General features: G+C 72.4%; 13 protein-coding genes. 10 read left to right on the top strand and 3 right to left on the bottom strand.

The genetic code is table 11. From position 1 onward, the window contains the following. Positions 1-78: 78 nt before the first annotated feature. On the top strand, positions 79-792 hold the full coding sequence (locus ACIQZN_RS23650) for a class III extradiol dioxygenase subunit B-like domain-containing protein (protein WP_403997250.1): 714 nt from the start codon (positions 79-81) through the stop codon (positions 790-792). Positions 793-858: 66 nt separating this feature from the next. Here ACIQZN_RS23650 and ACIQZN_RS23655 read toward each other — a convergent pair whose 3' ends face one another. Beyond that, a complete protein-coding gene (locus ACIQZN_RS23655) occupies positions 859-1,104 on the bottom strand; it encodes an antitoxin (protein WP_265540393.1) in 246 nt (81 codons plus the stop codon). Between the two features lie 145 nt (positions 1,105-1,249). Between ACIQZN_RS23655 and miaA the strand changes: the two genes are divergently transcribed. From miaA to hflX, 6 genes are all read left to right on the top strand, one after another. Further along, the gene (miaA, locus tag ACIQZN_RS23660) at positions 1,250-2,188 is read left to right on the top strand and encodes a tRNA (adenosine(37)-N6)-dimethylallyltransferase MiaA (protein WP_403997252.1); all 939 of its coding nucleotides are present in this window, start codon (positions 1,250-1,252) and stop codon (positions 2,186-2,188) included. 104 nt (positions 2,189-2,292) lie between these two features. Further along, positions 2,293-2,745, top strand: coding sequence for a hypothetical protein (locus tag ACIQZN_RS23665; protein ID WP_403997600.1), 453 nt, complete (start codon positions 2,293-2,295; stop codon positions 2,743-2,745). Positions 2,746-2,839: 94 nt separating this feature from the next. Continuing rightward, entirely contained in the window at positions 2,840-3,712 is an 873-nt protein-coding gene (gene dapF / locus ACIQZN_RS23670) for a diaminopimelate epimerase (protein ID WP_403997255.1), read from the top strand. Between the two features lie 140 nt (positions 3,713-3,852). Then, a complete protein-coding gene (locus tag ACIQZN_RS23675; protein ID WP_403997258.1) occupies positions 3,853-5,970 on the top strand; it encodes a RelA/SpoT family protein in 2,118 nt (705 codons plus the stop codon). A gap of 146 nt (positions 5,971-6,116) precedes the next feature. Further along, entirely contained in the window at positions 6,117-7,571 is a 1,455-nt protein-coding gene (locus ACIQZN_RS23680; protein WP_403997261.1) for a M1 family metallopeptidase, read from the top strand. Positions 7,572-7,713: 142 nt separating this feature from the next. Further along, a complete protein-coding gene (gene hflX / locus ACIQZN_RS23685) occupies positions 7,714-9,231 on the top strand; it encodes a GTPase HflX (RefSeq protein WP_403997264.1) in 1,518 nt (505 codons plus the stop codon). A 90-nt stretch (positions 9,232-9,321) separates the two neighbouring features. On the opposite strand, the gene ACIQZN_RS23690 is transcribed toward hflX, so the two are convergent. After that, on the bottom strand, positions 9,322-10,497 hold the full coding sequence (locus ACIQZN_RS23690; RefSeq protein WP_403997267.1) for a trypsin-like serine peptidase: 1,176 nt from the start codon (positions 10,495-10,497) through the stop codon (positions 9,322-9,324). A gap of 127 nt (positions 10,498-10,624) precedes the next feature. Then, a complete protein-coding gene (locus ACIQZN_RS23695; RefSeq protein WP_403997270.1) occupies positions 10,625-11,857 on the bottom strand; it encodes a trypsin-like serine peptidase in 1,233 nt (410 codons plus the stop codon). Positions 11,858-12,184: 327 nt separating this feature from the next. Here ACIQZN_RS23695 and ACIQZN_RS23700 point away from each other — a divergent pair, with 327 nt between their 5' ends. From ACIQZN_RS23700 to ACIQZN_RS23710, 3 genes are all read left to right on the top strand, one after another. Next, complete coding sequence (locus ACIQZN_RS23700; protein WP_403997273.1) at positions 12,185-13,564, top strand: diaminobutyrate--2-oxoglutarate transaminase family protein; 1,380 nt, start codon at positions 12,185-12,187, stop codon at positions 13,562-13,564. 28 nt (positions 13,565-13,592) lie between these two features. Beyond that, the gene (locus ACIQZN_RS23705; protein WP_403997276.1) at positions 13,593-15,524 is read left to right on the top strand and encodes an IucA/IucC family protein; all 1,932 of its coding nucleotides are present in this window, start codon (positions 13,593-13,595) and stop codon (positions 15,522-15,524) included. 75 nt (positions 15,525-15,599) lie between these two features. Beyond that, a complete protein-coding gene (locus ACIQZN_RS23710; protein WP_403997279.1) occupies positions 15,600-16,190 on the top strand; it encodes a GNAT family N-acetyltransferase in 591 nt (196 codons plus the stop codon). Positions 16,191-16,248: the final 58 nt, after the last annotated feature.

Here is a 16,248-nt window from a genome sequence, read left to right on the forward strand (position 1 = left end):
GGGCGCCGCCCCGGCCGGAAGCTGTTCGGCCGGGCCGGCCGGTCGGTCCGGGGGAGCGGCCGCAGTACGCTGCCGACCATGCTTGTCGCCGCCGCTGTCTGCCCCTGTCCGCCGCTGCTCGTCCCCGACGTGGCCGCCGGTGCCGCACCCGAGCTGGACGACGCCAGGACGGCGTGCACCGACGCCCTGGGCGTCCTCGCCGCCGCCCGGCCCGACCTGCTCGTGGTGCTCGGCCCGGCCGGGCCCGACGGACGCGGCGTCCACCCCGAGGGTGCCGTCGGCGGATTCCGGGAATTCGGCGTCGACCTGGAGGTTCGGCTCGGCTGGGACCGGGGAACGCGCGACGCCCGCCCCCTCCCGCCCTCGCTCGCGGTGGGCGCCTGGCTCCTCGCCCGTACGGGATGGGCCGGCGCCCCCGTCGAGGGCCTGGGCGTCGGCGAGCCGCTGGAGACCGCGCGCTGCACGGAGACCGGGCGGGAGCTCGCCCGCCGGGCGGACCGGGTCGCGCTGCTGGTGATGGGCGACGGCAGTGCCTGCCGCACCGTGAAGGCCCCGGGCTATCTGGACGAGCGCGCGGCGGCCTTCGACGCGGAGGCCGCGCGGGCGCTGGGCGCCGCCGACCCGGAGGCGCTGGCCGTGCTGGACGAGGCACTCGCGTACGAGCTCAAGGTCGCGGGGCGCGCGCCCTGGCAGGTGCTGGCGGGCGCGGCCGAGGGGGCCGGTCTGACCGGCCGGCTGCTGTACGAGGACGCGCCGTACGGCGTCGGCTACCTGGTCGCCACCTGGTCCTGACGGCCGGCGGACACGTGGAGGGCCCCGGAGCGATCACCGCTCCGGGGCCCTCCACGCGTTCCGCTGTCAGGCTGCGGGCGGGGGCGGCGGAGGCGTGCCGCCGTCCTTGTTCGCCAGCTTGTCCACCGCGTCCTTGGCCTTCTGCCGGCCCGTCACGATCTTGTCGCTGTACTTGCCCTTGGTCTTCTCGTCCACCGTCCGGGCGGCCTTCTCGAGCCCCTGGTCGATCTTGTCCCCGTGCTGCTGGGCGAGGTCGCTGACCTTCTCCTTGGCCGGGGCCAGCTTCGCCTTCACATTGTCCATGAAGCCCATCGGGCACCTTCTCCGCTCGGAAACTGTGAGAAATAACCCATATGTACAACCACTGTACGGGGAAGACCGCACTGTCGCGTCACCTTCCCCGCCCGGGCTTCCCTCATTCGGGATACGCGGCGCAGGTTTGAGGGAGACTGAGCCGGTGACAAGCTCAGCTCCCGCACCTCGGGTCATCACCGTCGTCGGTCCCACCGCAGCAGGAAAGTCCGACCTGGGGGTGTACCTCGCCCAGCAGCTCGGCGGCGAAGTGATCAACGCCGACTCCATGCAGCTCTACCGGGGGATGGACATCGGCACGGCCAAGCTGACGCTCGCCGAGCGCGCCGCCGTACCGCACCGGCTGCTGGACATCTGGGACGTCACCGAGACCGCCAGCGTCGCCGAGTACCAGCGCCTCGCCCGCGCCGAGATCGACCGGCTCCTCGCCGAGGACCGCACCCCGATCCTGGTCGGCGGCTCCGGCCTGTACGTGAAGGGCGCGATCGACGCCCTGGAGTTTCCCGGTACGGACCCCGGCGTCCGGGCCGCACTGGAGGCGGAGCTGGACGAGCACGGCTCCGGAGCACTGCACGCCCGGCTCGCCGCCGCCGACCCCGAGGCCGGCCGCGCGATCCTCCCGAGCAACGGCCGCCGCATCGTGCGCGCCCTGGAGGTCATCGAGATCACCGGCAAGCCGTTCACCGCGAACCTCCCCGGCGACGACGCGGTCTACGACGCCGTCCAGATCGGCGTCGACGTGGAGCGCCCCGAACTCGACGAGCGCATCGCCCTGCGCGTCGACCGCATGTGGGAGGCGGGCCTCGTGGACGAGGTGCGCGCCCTGGAGGCTCGGGGGCTCCGCGAAGGGCGTACCGCCTCGCGGGCCCTCGGCTACCAGCAGGTGCTGGCCGCGCTCGCCGGTGAGTGCACCGAGGACCAGGCGCGCGCCGAGACCGTGCGCGCCACCAAACGCTTCGCGCGCCGTCAGGACTCCTGGTTCCGCCGCGACCCGCGCGTCCAATGGCTCAGCGGCGCCGTGGAGCACCGCGGGGAACTCCCCAGTCAGGCGCTGGCGTTGGTCGAACGGGCGGTCACAGCCTGATCACGTGATGGCATCGGGACGCTCCGCCCGTCATTTCGGCGACCGCGGCCGTGCCATCATCGAGCATCGATCGACTGGAGTCCGAGTTGGGAGGGCGCGTGGCGATGGAGGCCGGCCCTCGCGACACGGAACAAGACGCACCGGAACACGGCGCACCGGGCGCCGGGCGTGAGGCGGACAGCCTCAGCCCGGACGGGCCCGACGAACTCGAAGTGACCCCCGAGGTCGAGGTCGAGCTGCGGCCCGCCCGCCGGCTGCGCATCTGGCAGCTCGCGCCCATCGTCATGCTCGCCGCGGTGGGCTCACTGATGTTCGCCTTCCCGCTGGCCTTCGAGTTCGGCGACGGCGGCGCGGTCGTCGCCATGCTGGGCCTCCTGATCAGCTGCTGCGCCGCCGGGTGGTCCATGATGGCCGCCCGCCGCGTCGGCTACGCCTGGCCCGGACTGCCGTCCAAGGGCTCGCCGCAGCGGCCGGACTGGCGCGTGATCGCGCTCTACGCCGGTGTCTGCGCCGTGCTCGTCGCGCTCGCCGTCTGGCGCGTGGCCCGGCTGCGCTGACCGGCCGGGAGCCATGGGGCGGGGAGTGCCTTCGGGCCCCGTCCGCGCAGCGGACCGTTTTCCGGCTGTCCGTGCCGCCTCGTACAGTTGTCCCGTGACCACCTCGCAGATCGCCTTCCTCAAGGGCCACGGCACCGAGAACGACTTCGTGATCGTTCCCGACCCGGAGAACGCCCTCGACCTGCCCGCCTCCGTCGTCGCCCGGCTCTGCGACCGCCGCGCCGGCATCGGCGGCGACGGGCTGCTGCACGTGGTGCGCTCCGCCGCGCACCCGGAGGCGAAGGCGATGGCCGAGGACGCCGAGTGGTTCATGGACTACCGCAACTCCGACGGCTCGGTCGCCGAGATGTGCGGCAACGGAGTGCGGGTCTTCGCGCGCTACCTCCAGCGCGCCGGCCTGGTCGAGGCGGGCGACCTCGCGGTCGCCACCCGGGGCGGGGTCAAGAAGGTCCACCTCGCCAAGAACGGCGACGTCACCGTCTCCATGGGGCACGCCCTGCTCCCCACCGACGGCGTCACCGTCACCGTGGGCGGCCGGGCCTGGGACGCCCGCAACGTCAACATGGGCAACCCGCACGCCGTCGCGTTCGTGGACGACCTGGCCCACGCCGGCGATCTGCTCACCGAGCCCTCCTTCGCCCCGGCCGCCGTCTACCCCGAGGGCGTCAACATCGAGTTCGTCGTGGACCGGGGCCCCCGCCACGTCGCCATGCGGGTCCACGAGCGCGGCTCCGGCGAGACCCGCTCCTGCGGCACCGGCGCCTGCGCGGTGGCCGTCGCGGCCGCCCGCCGGGACCAGGCCGACCCCGCGAGGACCGGCGAGCCCGTCACGTACACCGTCGACCTCCCCGGCGGCAGCCTCGCCATCACGGAGCACCCGGACGGCGGGATCGACATGACCGGACCGGCCGTCATCGTCGCCGAGGGCATGATCGATCCGGCCTGGCTCGAAACGCCGAACGAGTAACGCTTCGCTCGAATGGGTGATCCGTTTCACGCTGGGCGAGAGCGGGACTCCGCCACGTGGTGGGCTCGGTAGCATCAAGCACCGGCCCGGAGGCGCGCCGCGCCTCCCCTCCGCCGGTCGACGTCGCCGGAGGTGCCCCCATGAGTGCAGAGGCCACCAGCCCAGGTGCTCCCATCCGCAGGCGGGGCCGTCCCCGGATCGACCTCCGCAGGCTCGGCAGAGCCGCGCTCTTCGGTCCGGTCTCCCGCGACCGGCTCCCCGACGCCATCGCGCATGTCGCCGAGGTGCACCGGTTCCACCATCCCGACGCCGACCTCTCGGTCCTCCAGCGCGCCTATCTGCTCGCCGAGACCTCGCACCGGGGGCAGATGCGCAAGAGCGGTGAGCCCTTCATCACCCATCCGCTCGCCGTCACCCTCATCCTCGCCGAGCTGGGCGCCGAGACGACCACCCTGACCGCGTCCCTGCTGCACGACACCGTCGAGGACACCGAGGTGACCCTCGACCAGGTGCGGGAGGAGTTCGGCGAGGAGGTCTGCTACCTCGTCGACGGCGTCACCAAACTCGAAAAGGTCGACTACGGGGCCGCCGCCGAACCCGAGACCTTCCGCAAGATGCTGGTCGCCACCGGGGACGACGTCCGCGTCATGTCGATCAAGCTCGCCGACCGGCTGCACAACATGCGCACCCTCGGCGTGATGCGGCCCGAGAAGCAGGCCAGGATCGCCAAGGTCACCCGCGACGTGCTGATCCCCCTCGCCGAACGGCTCGGCGTCCAGGCACTCAAGACCGAGCTGGAGGACCTGGTCTTCGCCATCCTCCACCCCGAGGAGTACGCCCGCACCGACGCGCTGATCACCGGGGCGGCCGACGGCCCCGACCCGCTCGGCGCCACGGCGGGGAACGTGGCCTCGGTACTGCGCGAGGCCGGCATCTCCGCGGAGGTGCTGGTCAGGCCCCGCCACTTCGTCTCCGTCCACCGCGTCCGGATCAAACGCGGCGAACTGCGCGGCAGCGACTTCGGACGGGTCCTGGTGCTCGTCGGTGAGGACGCCGACTGCTACGCCGTCCTCGGCGAGCTGCACACCTGCTTCACCCCGGTGATCTCCGAGTTCAAGGACTTCATCGCCGCCCCCAAGTTCAACCTCTACCAGTCGCTGCACACCGCGGTGGTCGGCCCGGACGGCGAGGTGGCCGAGGTCCTCATCCGCACGCACCGCATGCACAAGGTCGCCGAGGCCGGCGTCGTCGCCCTCGGCAATCCGTACGCCTCCGAGGGCGCCCCGCAGACCGCCGAACCGGCCGACGACGGCGAACGCGCCGACCCCACCCGCCCCGGCTGGCTCTCCCGCCTCCTCCAGTGGCAGCAGTCCGCGCCCGACCCCGACACCTTCTGGACCACCCTGCGCGCCGACCTGGCCCAGGACCGCGAGATCACCGTCTTCCGTACGGACGGCGGCACACTCGGCCTGCCCGCCGGCGCCAGCTGTGTCGACGCGGCCTACGCCCAGCACGGCGACGCCGCCCACGCCTGCATCGGGGCCCGGGTGAACGGCCGGCTGGCCACGCTGAGCACCGTGCTGAAGGACGGCGACACCGTGCAGCCGCTGCTGGCCGAGGACGCCGCCTCCGGCCCCTCGCCGGACTGGCTCGACCATGTGCGCACGCCCGCCGCCCGCATCGCCATCACCGGCTGGTTCGACGCCCACCCGCAGACGGCGGAGACCGGCCGGCCCGGCGTGCCGGCCGACCCCGACCCCCAGCCGGCCCCGCCCTCACTGCCCCGGACCGCCCGCGCCCGCACCGCGACCGCCGTGGCCGAAGGGCCGGACGCCGCGGTCCGGCTCGCCGGCTGCTGTACGCCGGTGCCCCCCGACGAGGTCACCGGCTTCCCCGTACGCGGCGGCGCCGCCGTCACCGTGCACCGGCTGGAGTGCCCCGCCGTGGCCCGCATGGAGGCGGTCGGCCGGACGCCGGTCGCGGTGAGCTGGGGCGACGAGCAGGCGTGCCGGGTGACCCTGGTCGCCGAATCGTTCGGCCGCCCCCGCCTCCTGGCCGACCTCACCGAGGCGATCGCGGGGGCCGACGCCGCGGTGATCTCGGCGACCGTCGAGCCGCCGAGCGAACAGCGCGTGCGGCACACCTACACGCTGCGGCTCCCGGACGCCGCCGGTCTGCCCGCGCTGATGCGCGCGATGCGCGAGGTGCCCGGCGTGTACGACGTGAGCCGCGCCCAGCATCCGGCCGGGGCGCTCTGAGGTACCGGGCCGGTCAACCGCGTTCTCTTTGGCACCGGGCGGTCGACCGCGCTCCCTTTAGTGCAGGGCCGTCAACCGCGTTCTCATTCGGGTGGCGCGGCGCGCGCCGCGCCCGTCCGGCGGGGCGGCGCTGATAGCCGTAGTCCATGCCGTTCCTCTCCCGCCGCTCGCGGGCCGCCGTGCTGGCCGCCGCGTCGGCCGCCCTCGTCGCCGCCACCCTCCCCGCCGACCCGGTGCCCCTCGGCATCGGCGACCCGCTCTTCCCGCACCTCGGCAACCCTGGGTACGACGTGCTCGCGTACGACATCGGCCTCACCTACAAGGGCCGCAACGACGAGCCGATGGACGCCGTCACCACGATCGACGCGCGGACGACCGAGCCGCTGGACCGGATCAACCTCGACTTCACCCGGGGCACCGTCCGCTCCGTCGCCGTCAACGGGCTGCGCGCCGGCTTCGAGACCGCGGGCGAGGACCTCGTCGTACGGCCGATGGGCCGCATCCCGGCCGGAGTGCCCCTGCGCATCACCGTCCGCCACACCAGCGACCCCACCGGCGAACAGGACAGCGGCGGCTGGGTGCGCACCGCCGACGGGCTCGCCATGGCCAACCAGGCCGACGCGGGGCACCGGGTCTTCCCCAGCAACGACCACCCCGCCGACAAGGCGTACTTCACCTTCCGCGTCACCGCGCCGAACGACCTGACCGTCGTCGCCAACGGCATCCCCACCGGCCGCAGCCGCAACGGCGACAGCACCACCTGGACCTACCGCACCGAGCACCCCATGGCGACCGAACTGGCCCAGGTCAGCATCGGAGGCTCGACCGTCGTGCGGCGGACCGGACCGCACGGACTGCCCGTGCGCGACGTCGTGCCGACCGCCGACCGGGACCGCGTGGAAACCTGGCTGAAGAGGACCCCCGCCCAGCTGGAGTGGATGGAGAAGCAGGTCGGCCCGTACCCCTTCGAGAACTACGGAATCCTCGTCGCCGACACCGAGACCGGGTTCGAGCTGGAGACCCAGACCCTGTCCCTCTTCGAGAAGCGCCTGTTCACCGATACGCGCTTCCCCGCGTGGTACGTCGAGTCGGTCATGGTCCACGAATTGGCCCACCAGTGGTTCGGCGACAGCGTCTCCCCGCAGTCCTGGTCCGACCTCTGGCTGAACGAGGGGCACGCCACCTGGTACGAGGCGCGGTACACCGAGGACCACATGGACGCCCCGCTGGAGGCACGTATGCGGAACGCCTACATCCGCTCGGACACCTGGCGCGCCGCCGGAGGGCCTCCCGCCCGGCCCGCGGCCCCGAAGCCCGGCCAGAAGATCAGCCTGTTCCGGCCCGTCGTCTACGACGGCAGCGCCCTCGTCCTGTACGCGCTGCGCCAGGAGATCGGCCGCGACGCCTTCGACCGGCTGGAACGGCTCTGGGTCCACAAGCACCGGGACTCCAACGCGGACACGGCCGACTTCGTCCGGCTCGCCTCGCAGGTGGCGGGACGCGATCTGACCTCCTTCTTCGACGGCTGGCTGTACGGGACGAAGACACCGCCCATGCCGGGGCACCCGGACTGGCGGAGCACCGCGCCGGCCGCCTCGTAAACCGGGGTGACGCCCCGCGCCCGCCGTGCCACTATCGACGGGTCGCCGAGGCGGCCGGAGCGGAGGATCTCCCCCTCGGGAATCTTCCGCACAGGTCACGCGTTGTGACTGATGCACCCACTTCTATCGACGTAAGGATCCAATGACCTCCTCTTCCCTTCCCCAGGACGCGCACAACGCGCAGAGTGCCACGGAGAACGCGACCGAGAGCCTCACCGAGGGCCTGCGGGCCGACGCCCTGATGGAAGAGGACGTCGCCTGGAGCTTCGAGATCGACGGAGAGCGGGACGGCGAGCAGCTGGACCGCTCGGAGCGTGCCGCGCTGCGACGCGTGGCCGGCCTCTCCACCGAGCTGGAGGACGTCACCGAGGTCGAGTACCGGCAGCTGCGCCTGGAGCGCGTGGTGCTCGTCGGTGTCTGGACCTCGGGCACCGTGCAGGACGCGGAGAATTCGCTCGCCGAGCTGGCGGCCCTGGCCGAGACGGCGGGCGCGCTGGTGCTCGACGCCGTCTTCCAGCGCCGTGACAAGCCCGACCCGGCCACGTACATCGGTTCCGGCAAGGCACTCCAACTGCGTGACCTCGTCGTCGAGACCGGGGCCGACACCGTCGTCTGCGACGGTGAGCTGTCCCCGGGCCAGCTGATCCACCTCGAAGACGTCGTCAAGGTCAAGGTGGTCGACCGGACCGCCCTGATCCTCGACATCTTCGCCCAGCACGCCAAGTCCCGAGAGGGCAAGGCGCAGGTCTCCCTGGCGCAGATGCAGTACATGCTGCCCAGGCTCCGTGGCTGGGGTCAGTCGCTGTCCCGTCAGATGGGTGGTGGCGGTACCAGCGGCGGTGGAGGCATGGCGACTCGTGGTCCCGGTGAGACCAAGATCGAGACCGACCGGCGCCGTATCCGCGAGAAGATGGCGAAGATGCGCCGGGAGATCGCGGAGATGAAGACCGGCCGCGACCTCAAGCGCCAGGAACGCCGGCGCAACAAGGTGCCCTCGGTCGCCATCGCCGGCTATACCAACGCCGGCAAGTCCTCGCTGCTCAACCGCCTGACCGGGGCGGGAGTGCTGGTGGAGAACGCCCTGTTCGCCACCCTCGACCCGACCGTGCGCCGGGCCGAGACGCCGAGCGGCCGGGTCTACACGCTCGCCGACACCGTCGGGTTCGTTCGGCATCTGCCGCACCACCTGGTCGAGGCGTTCCGCTCCACCATGGAGGAGGTCGGCGACTCCGACCTCATCCTGCACGTGGTGGACGGCGCGCACCCGGTGCCGGAGGAGCAGCTCGCCGCGGTGCGCGAGGTGATCCGCGAGGTCGGCGCGACGGACGTGCCCGAGATCGTCGTGATCAACAAGGCGGATGCGGCGGACCCGCTGGTCCTCCAGCGCCTCCTGCGCAACGAGAAGCACGCCATCGCGGTCTCCGCCCGCACCGGAGCCGGCATCGACGAGCTGCTCGCGCTGATCGACAGCGAGCTGCCCCGTCCGTCGGTCGCGGTCGAGGCACTCGTGCCGTACACCCAGGGCGGACTCGTCTCCCGGGTGCACGCCGAGGGCGAAGTGGTCTCCGAGGAGCACACCTCGGAGGGCACGCTGATCAAGGCCCGGGTCAACGAGGAGCTGGCCGCGGAGCTCGCCTCGTTCATCCCCGCCGTGCACTGAGCCGTACCGCCGTACCGCACCCGGAACGACCCGAAGGCCCGTCCCCTTGCGAGGGGACGGGCCTTCCGGCCTTCGTACGGGCGGGTGCCGCTACTGGGCGCCGTACTTCTCGCTCATCATCGTGAAGATCTGCTCGGCGCCCTCGCCGAGGTGCGGTCCGGCCAGCCAGCCCGACGTCGCCGGGCCGATGGACGTGTTGGAGACCAGCGCGAGCTTCCCGTCACTTCCCTCGCTGAACCATCCGCCACCGGACGAACCACCGGTCATCGAGCAGCCGATGCGGTACATCGTGGGTGTGGCGGGGCTGATCGAGAGCCGGCCAGGACGGTCGACGCACTTGTGCATGATCAGACCGTCGTACGGCGGGGCCGCCGGGTAACCCCAAGCGCCCATCATGCCGATCTGCGAGACCTCGGGGGCGTCGAAGTTCACCGCGAGGGCGTTGCCCACGGTCTCTTCGAGGGACTTGGTGCCGTGCTCCGGCTTCACGTGCAGCACCGCGTAGTCGTACGGGGCGCCCTCGCCGCCGGTGGGCCCGCCGTCCTTGATCCACTCACCGGAGGTGCTGGCCCAGTCCGCCCAGTACGCGCCGTACGGGGCGATCTCCTGCGGCTGCGCGTTCTCCAGCGCCGCGGCGCTCTTGCCCTGGTCGTTGTACGCGGGCACGAAGACGATGTTGCGGTACCAGCCGCCGGCGGATCCGGCGTGCACACAGTGGCCGGCGGTCCACACCAGGTTGGACTTCCCCGGGTGCTTCGGGTCCTTGACGACCGTTCCCGAGCAGACCATGTGGCCCTTGGGGGAGTCGAAGAAGACCTTCCCGACCGGGGCCGCGTAGTCGTGGTACGGCGTCTTCTCGCGCTCGGCGGTGACCGGCTCGGGCTCCGGGTCGGTGACGCCCTGGTCGCCGGAGAAGTCACCGGCGGACATGGTCTTGGCTGGGTCCTTCGCCGACTTCATCCGGTCCGGCTTCCACAGCCCCTCGATGACCGGGTTGACGAAGTCCTTGGCCTCACGCAGCCACTTGTCCTTGTCCCAGTTCTTCCACTCGCCGTCGCGCCACTTGTCCGGGTCGATCCCGTGCTTCTTGAGAGTGTCGGCCAGACCGGCGGGAAGGCCGCTGCCCTTGTCCGTGCCACCGGTGGCCGAGGCGGTGGCGGCCGGCTTGTCGGCGCCCTCGTCCTCGGTGGGGCCGCAGGCCGTGGCTGTCAGCGCGAGCGCGGCGACCAGACCGGTCGCGGCGAGCAGCGGACGTATGGATCGCATGAAAAGAATTCCCCCTGAAATCTGCACACTTGCTGTCTGCGTGCCAGGGGCCTCCGGAGCGGACTCTCCCGCTCCGGAGGCCCCTGGGCTTCCGTCGTACACGCCCGTGCGGGCGCGGTCCTGCTTGTTACTTGTCCGCGTACTTGTCGCTGACCGCGTCGTAGACGCCCTTGGCCTCCGGGCCGAGGCGCGGTCCGGCGAGCCAGCCGGCCGTCACCGGGCCGATGGAGGTGTTCGAGACCAGCGCGGGCTTGCCGTCCTGGCCCTTGGCCACCCAGCCGCCGCCGGAGGAACCGCCGGTCATCGAGCAGCCGATGCGGTACATCGTCGGGTCGTCCTGCGCGAGCGACAGACGGCCCGGCTTGTCCGTGCACCGGAACATCTTCTGGCCGTCGTACGGCGCCGCGGCCGGGAAGCCGGTGGCCGTCATGTCGGTGATCTTGGGCACCGCCGGGGCGTTGAACTCGACCGGCAGGGCGGAACCGACCGTCTCCTCCAGGGACTTGCCGCCCGAGCCCTCCTCGGGCGTGACGTGCAGCACGGCGAAGTCGTACGGGGCGCCGAGGCCGCCGACCGAGGCGCCCTGGTCGATCCACTGCTGGGAGGTCTGCGCCCAGGTGCCCCACCAGATGCCGTAGGGGGCGACCTTCTCCTTCGGCGGGTTGTTCCGCAGCTCGGCCGTCGACAGACCGCTGTTGTTGTACGAGGGGACGAAGGCGATGTTGCGGTACCAGCCGCCCTTCTTGCCCGCGTGCACACAGTGGCCGGCGGTCCACACCATGTTGGACTTGCCGGGGTGCGCCGGGTCCTTCACCACGGTCGCCGAGCAGACCATCGAGCCCTCGGGGCCGTCGAAGAACAGCTTGCCCGACTCCGGCGCGTTGGCGTGGTACTGCGTCTGCACGCCCGCGGCCCGGACCGGAGCGGGCGTCGGGTCCGTCACGCCCTCGTCGCCCGAGATGTCGTTGTCGACCGGCTTCTCCGGCGGCTTGTCGGCGTCCTGCATGCGGTCCGGGTCCCAGAGGCCCGCGATGATCGGGTTGATGTAGTCCTGGGCCTCACGCAGCCACTTGTCCTTGTCCCAGTTCTTCCACTCGCCACCCTTCCACTTGTCGATGTCGATCCCGTGTGCCTTGAGCCGGTCCTTCAGATCGTCGGGGATGGCGATCTTGCCGTCCGACGTCGCACCGGCCGAGGCGCTGCTGGCCGGCTCGGACTTCGCGTCGTCCTCGGTCGGCCCGCAGGCGGTGGCCGTGAGCGCGAGGACGGCGGTGACCGCAGCGGTGACGAGCACAGGGGAGGAGGCGCGACGCGCACTCCTGCCCCGGCGTGTGGTGGTTCCTGGTCGAACGAGACGCATCTGCTGATCCCCCTGGGACTTCGTAACTCAACGCTTTCGTACTGCACTTGTGTCCGGCGCGCCGCAAGGTCCGCCGAACGGGCAGGGAGCAGCGCGGTCTTCGGGACGTGCCCGAGCCCGGCGCGGCCCCCACTATGCCGGTGCCGCTGTCGGCGGTGCGCGGCAGGGTTGCGCTCCGCAAGGATCTTCGGATTTACCCGTGATCCTTCGCCCCCTCGGTCGTTGGTACGCGTGGGGGGCACGGAGACAGCGTTCACCCTCGCAGGCCGTCCTTGCGGAATCGTACTGACGTGCAACGCAACTGTTACAGCGGGAGGATCAAGAGCCGTGGCCGTGACCGAACCAGCTCCGGCGCCACCCCTGGCCGCCCACGAAGGCATCCTGCGCCGCCAGTCGCTGCGTGAATCGGCCGCCCGCACCTACGCCAGGTCGCTGCCGATCGTGCCGGTGCGGGCCCGAGGGCTGACCATCGAGGGCGCGGACGGGCGGCGCTATCTCGACTGCCTGTCCGGAGCGGGGACGCTGGCGCTCGGCCACAACCACCCCGTCGTCCTGGAGGCGATCAAGAGGGTCCTCGACTCGGGCGCCCCGCTGCACGTGCTGGATCTGGCCACCCCGGTGAAGGACGCGTTCGTCACCGAGCTGTTCAGCACGCTGCCCCGGCAGTTCGCCGACAACGCCCGGGTCCAGTTCTGCGGACCTGCCGGTACGGACGCGGTCGAGGCGGCGTTCAAGCTGGTCCGCGCCGCCACCGGCCGCAGCGGCCTGCTGGCCTTCACCGGCGCCTACCACGGCATGACGGCGGGCGCCCTCGCGGCTTCGGGCGGCGCCGAGGACGTACGGGTGACCAGGCTGCCCTTCCCGCAGGACTACCGCTGCCCCTTCGGGATCGGCGGCGAGGCCGGTGCGCGGACCGCCGCCCACTGGACCGAGAACCTGCTGGACGACCCCAAGAGCGGTACGCCCGCCCCCGCCGGGATGATCCTCGAACCGGTCCAGGGCGAGGGCGGGGTCAACCCCGCGCCCGACGGCTGGATGCGCCGGATGCGCGAGATCACCGAGACCAGGTCCATCCCGCTGATCGCCGACGAGGTCCAGACCGGCGTCGGCCGGACCGGCGCCTTCTGGGCCGTCGAGCACAGCGGCATCGTGCCCGACGTCATGGTGCTGTCGAAGGCCATCGGCGGCTCCCTCCCGCTCGCCGTGATCGTCTACCGCTCGGAGCTCGACACCTGGCAGCCCGGCGCCCACGCCGGTACCTTCCGCGGCAACCAGCTCGCCATGGCGGCCGGCACGGCAACGCTCGCATACGTCCGCGAGAACGGCCTCGCCGAACGGGCCGGCGTCCTCGGCGGCCGCATGCTGGCGAGCCTCAGGTCGCTCGCCGCCGACCATCCGTGCGTCGGCGACGTCCGGGGGAGGGGCCTGATGATCGGCGTCGAGATCGTGGACCCCGAAGCCCGCCCGCAGGGCACCGGCACCGAACCGCCCCCGGACCCGGTCCTCGCCGCCGCCGTCCAGCAGGAGTGCCTGAGCCGCGGACTCATCGTCGAACTCGGCGGCCGGTACTCCACCGTCGTACGCCTGCTGCCGCCCCTCACGCTCACCGACGAACAGGCGACAGCGGTGGTCGACCGCCTCGCCGACGCCCTGGCAGCGGCGGAGCGCTCACCGCACCGCCGCCTGCCGACCGGATCGCTCCGCTGACCACGGACACCAGCACAGGAAGACCGCCGTGAACCCCACCCCCGCGCCCGAGGCCGACGGCCCTCCCCCCAGCCACCTCCCCGAGTCGGACGCCCCCGGCGGGCTCGCCGTCGAGGCGACGACCGTGCCGCGCCAGAAGGAGACCCCGCACGACCTGTGGCACGCGTCGCGGCCCGCTTCCCCGCCGCACACCGCCGTACACCAGGAGGACCCGGCGGCAGCCGCCCCGGACGACCCGGCCGCCGACCCCCTCGACCATCCCGACCCGCTCCGCGCCGCCGACGCGGCCGGCATCGAGAACCTGCTGCGCTGCTGGGTCCGCGAGAACGACCTCCCCCAGCCGGCCGGGGAGACCCTGCGCGTCCCGCTCCCGGCGAGCGGCACCGCCCTGCTCGTCCCCGTCCGCCACTGGTCCGCCACCGGCTGGCACCGCTTCGGGCCCCCCGCCCTGGAGCATGCACCGGCCGCCGCGCCCACCGCCGACGCGGTCACCGTGGCCGCCCTGCTCGGCCGGGAGGCCGGCCACCACGACGGCGCCGACATGGCCGGCCGGGTCGCCGACTCGGTGCGGCGCACCGCCGCGTTCATCGAGGAGCGGCGCCGCCGCCCCGCCGCGCCCGACGAGGCGGACCTCTTCCTCACCGCGGAGCAGTCACTCCTCCTCGGCCACCCCCTGCACCCTTCGCCCAAGAGCAGGGAAGGGCTCACCGACGCCGAGGCGCGCCTCTACTCACCCGAGCTCCACGGCTCCTTCCCGCTCCACTGGATGGCCGCCGACCGCTCCGTGCTGGCCACCGACTCCGCGTGGACCGACCAAGGGCGCCCCGTCCCCGCCGCCGACCTCGTCGCCCGGCACGCCCCGGGCCTGGCCTTCCCCGACCACACCGCGCCCCTGCCCCTCCACCCCTGGCAGGCCCGCGAGCTGCGGAGCAGGCCCGAGGTCGCCGCCCTGCTCGACGCCGGCCTCCTGCACGACCTCGGTCCGTACGGCGCCCCCTGGCACCCCACCTCGTCGGTGCGCACCGTGCACCGGCCGGGGACCGACCTGATGCTGAAGCTCTCCCTCGGCGTCCGGATCACCAACTCCCGCCGGGAGAACCTCCGCAAGGAGCTCCACCGGGGCGTCGAGGTCCACCGGCTGCTCCGTACCGGACTCGCCCGCGAATGGCACGCGGCGCACCCCGGCTTCGACATCGTGCGCGACCCCGCCTGGCTCGCCGTGGACACCCCGGACGGCGCGCCCGTGCACGGCCTCGACGTCATGCTCCGGCACAACCCCTTCAGCCGGTACGACGACGCCGTCTGCATCGCCGGGCTCACCGCTCCACGCCCCTGGCCCGGCCGGACGGGGCTGCACTCGCGCCTCGCCGACGTGGTCCACCGCCTCGCCGCGGCCACCGCGCGGACGACGACCGCGGTGGCCGCCGAGTGGTTCCTCCGCTACCTGGAGCGCGTCGTCCACCCGGTGCTCTGGCTCGACGCCCACGCCGGGGTCGCGCTCGAAGCCCACCAGCAGAACACCCTCGTACTGCTGGACGCGGACGGCTGGCCCACCGGCGGCCGTTACCGTGACAATCAGGGCTACTACTTCCGGGAATCGCACCGCACCGCGCTCGACCACAGGCTCCCCGGCATCGGATCGGTCAGCGACACCTTCGTCTCCGACGCCGTCACCGACGAACGCTTCGCCTATTACCTCGGCATCAACAACGTATTCGGACTGATCGGGGCGTTCGGCTCCCAGGGGCTCGCCGACGAGCAGATGCTCATCGACTGCTTCCGGCGCTTCCTGAAGTCGGCGTGCGAACTGGGCTCGCCGTTCCCCGTCCACCTGCTTGAAAACCCGCGCCTGCGCTGCAAGGCCAACATGCTGACCCGCCTGCACGGCCTTGACGAACTGGTCGGCCCCGTCGACACCCAGTCCGTCTACGTCACCATCACGAACCCCCTGCACGGCTGAGAGCCGGGCCCGAAGGGCCGATCGCCGAGGGCGCCGCCGAGAGCATCGCCGCGAGTTGAGAGAGGAGCGCCATCCGTGTCTCCCCCCGACGCGCCCGCCGGTCCCGGCCTCCGGGCGGACCTGGCCCCCGTCCCCACACCGGCCGGGGAGTTCCAGCTCGTCCCCGTCCGCCCGGAGCGCGATCTTCCGACCCTCACCCGCTGGATGAACGACCCCGTCGTCGCCGCCTTCTGGGAGCTGGCCGGCGACGAGAGCGTCACCGCCCGGCACCTCGCCCCCCAGCTCGCCGTCGACAGCCACAGCACCCCGTACCTCGGGGTGCTGTCGGGCATGCCCATGAGCTACTGGGAGCTGTACCGCGCCGACCTCGACCCGCTCGCCCGTCACTACCCGGCGCGGCCGTACGACATGGGCGTCCACCTGCTCATCGGTGAGGGGCGCCACCGGGGCCGGGGCACCGGCACGACGCTGCTGCGTGCCGTGGCCGGCCTGGTGCTCGACCACGTCCCCCTCTGCACACGGGTCGTTGCCGAGCCCGACGTCCGTAACGCCCCGTCCGTCTCCGCGTTCCGCAGCGCCGGATTCCGCCCCTCCGCCGAGATCGAACTCCCGGAGAAGCGGGCCGCGCTGATGGTCCGCGACCGAGCCCACCGCACCCGGCCATGAACGCATCCCCGACCTGTCCGCACCGCTCGAACCCCATCGGTTCCCACCCGAGGAGTCC

The organism is Streptomyces sp. NPDC097595, assembly GCF_044761525.1.
Classification (GTDB): domain Bacteria; phylum Actinomycetota; class Actinomycetes; order Streptomycetales; family Streptomycetaceae; genus Streptomyces; species Streptomyces drozdowiczii_A.

Coding starts and splice junctions, on each gene's coding strand:
- ACIQZN_RS23650 (WP_403997250.1), top strand. CDS start 79: ATGCTTGTCGCCGCCGCTGTCTGCCCCTGTCCGCCGCTGCTCGTCCCC.
- ACIQZN_RS23655 (WP_265540393.1), bottom strand. CDS start 1,104: ATGGGCTTCATGGACAATGTGAAGGCGAAGCTGGCCCCGGCCAAGGAG.
- ACIQZN_RS23665 (WP_403997600.1), top strand. CDS start 2,293: ATGGAGGCCGGCCCTCGCGACACGGAACAAGACGCACCGGAACACGGC.
- ACIQZN_RS23675 (WP_403997258.1), top strand. CDS start 3,853: ATGAGTGCAGAGGCCACCAGCCCAGGTGCTCCCATCCGCAGGCGGGGC.
- ACIQZN_RS23680 (WP_403997261.1), top strand. CDS start 6,117: ATGCCGTTCCTCTCCCGCCGCTCGCGGGCCGCCGTGCTGGCCGCCGCG.
- hflX (WP_403997264.1), top strand. CDS start 7,714: ATGACCTCCTCTTCCCTTCCCCAGGACGCGCACAACGCGCAGAGTGCC.
- ACIQZN_RS23690 (WP_403997267.1), bottom strand. CDS start 10,497: ATGCGATCCATACGTCCGCTGCTCGCCGCGACCGGTCTGGTCGCCGCG.
- ACIQZN_RS23695 (WP_403997270.1), bottom strand. CDS start 11,857: ATGCGTCTCGTTCGACCAGGAACCACCACACGCCGGGGCAGGAGTGCG.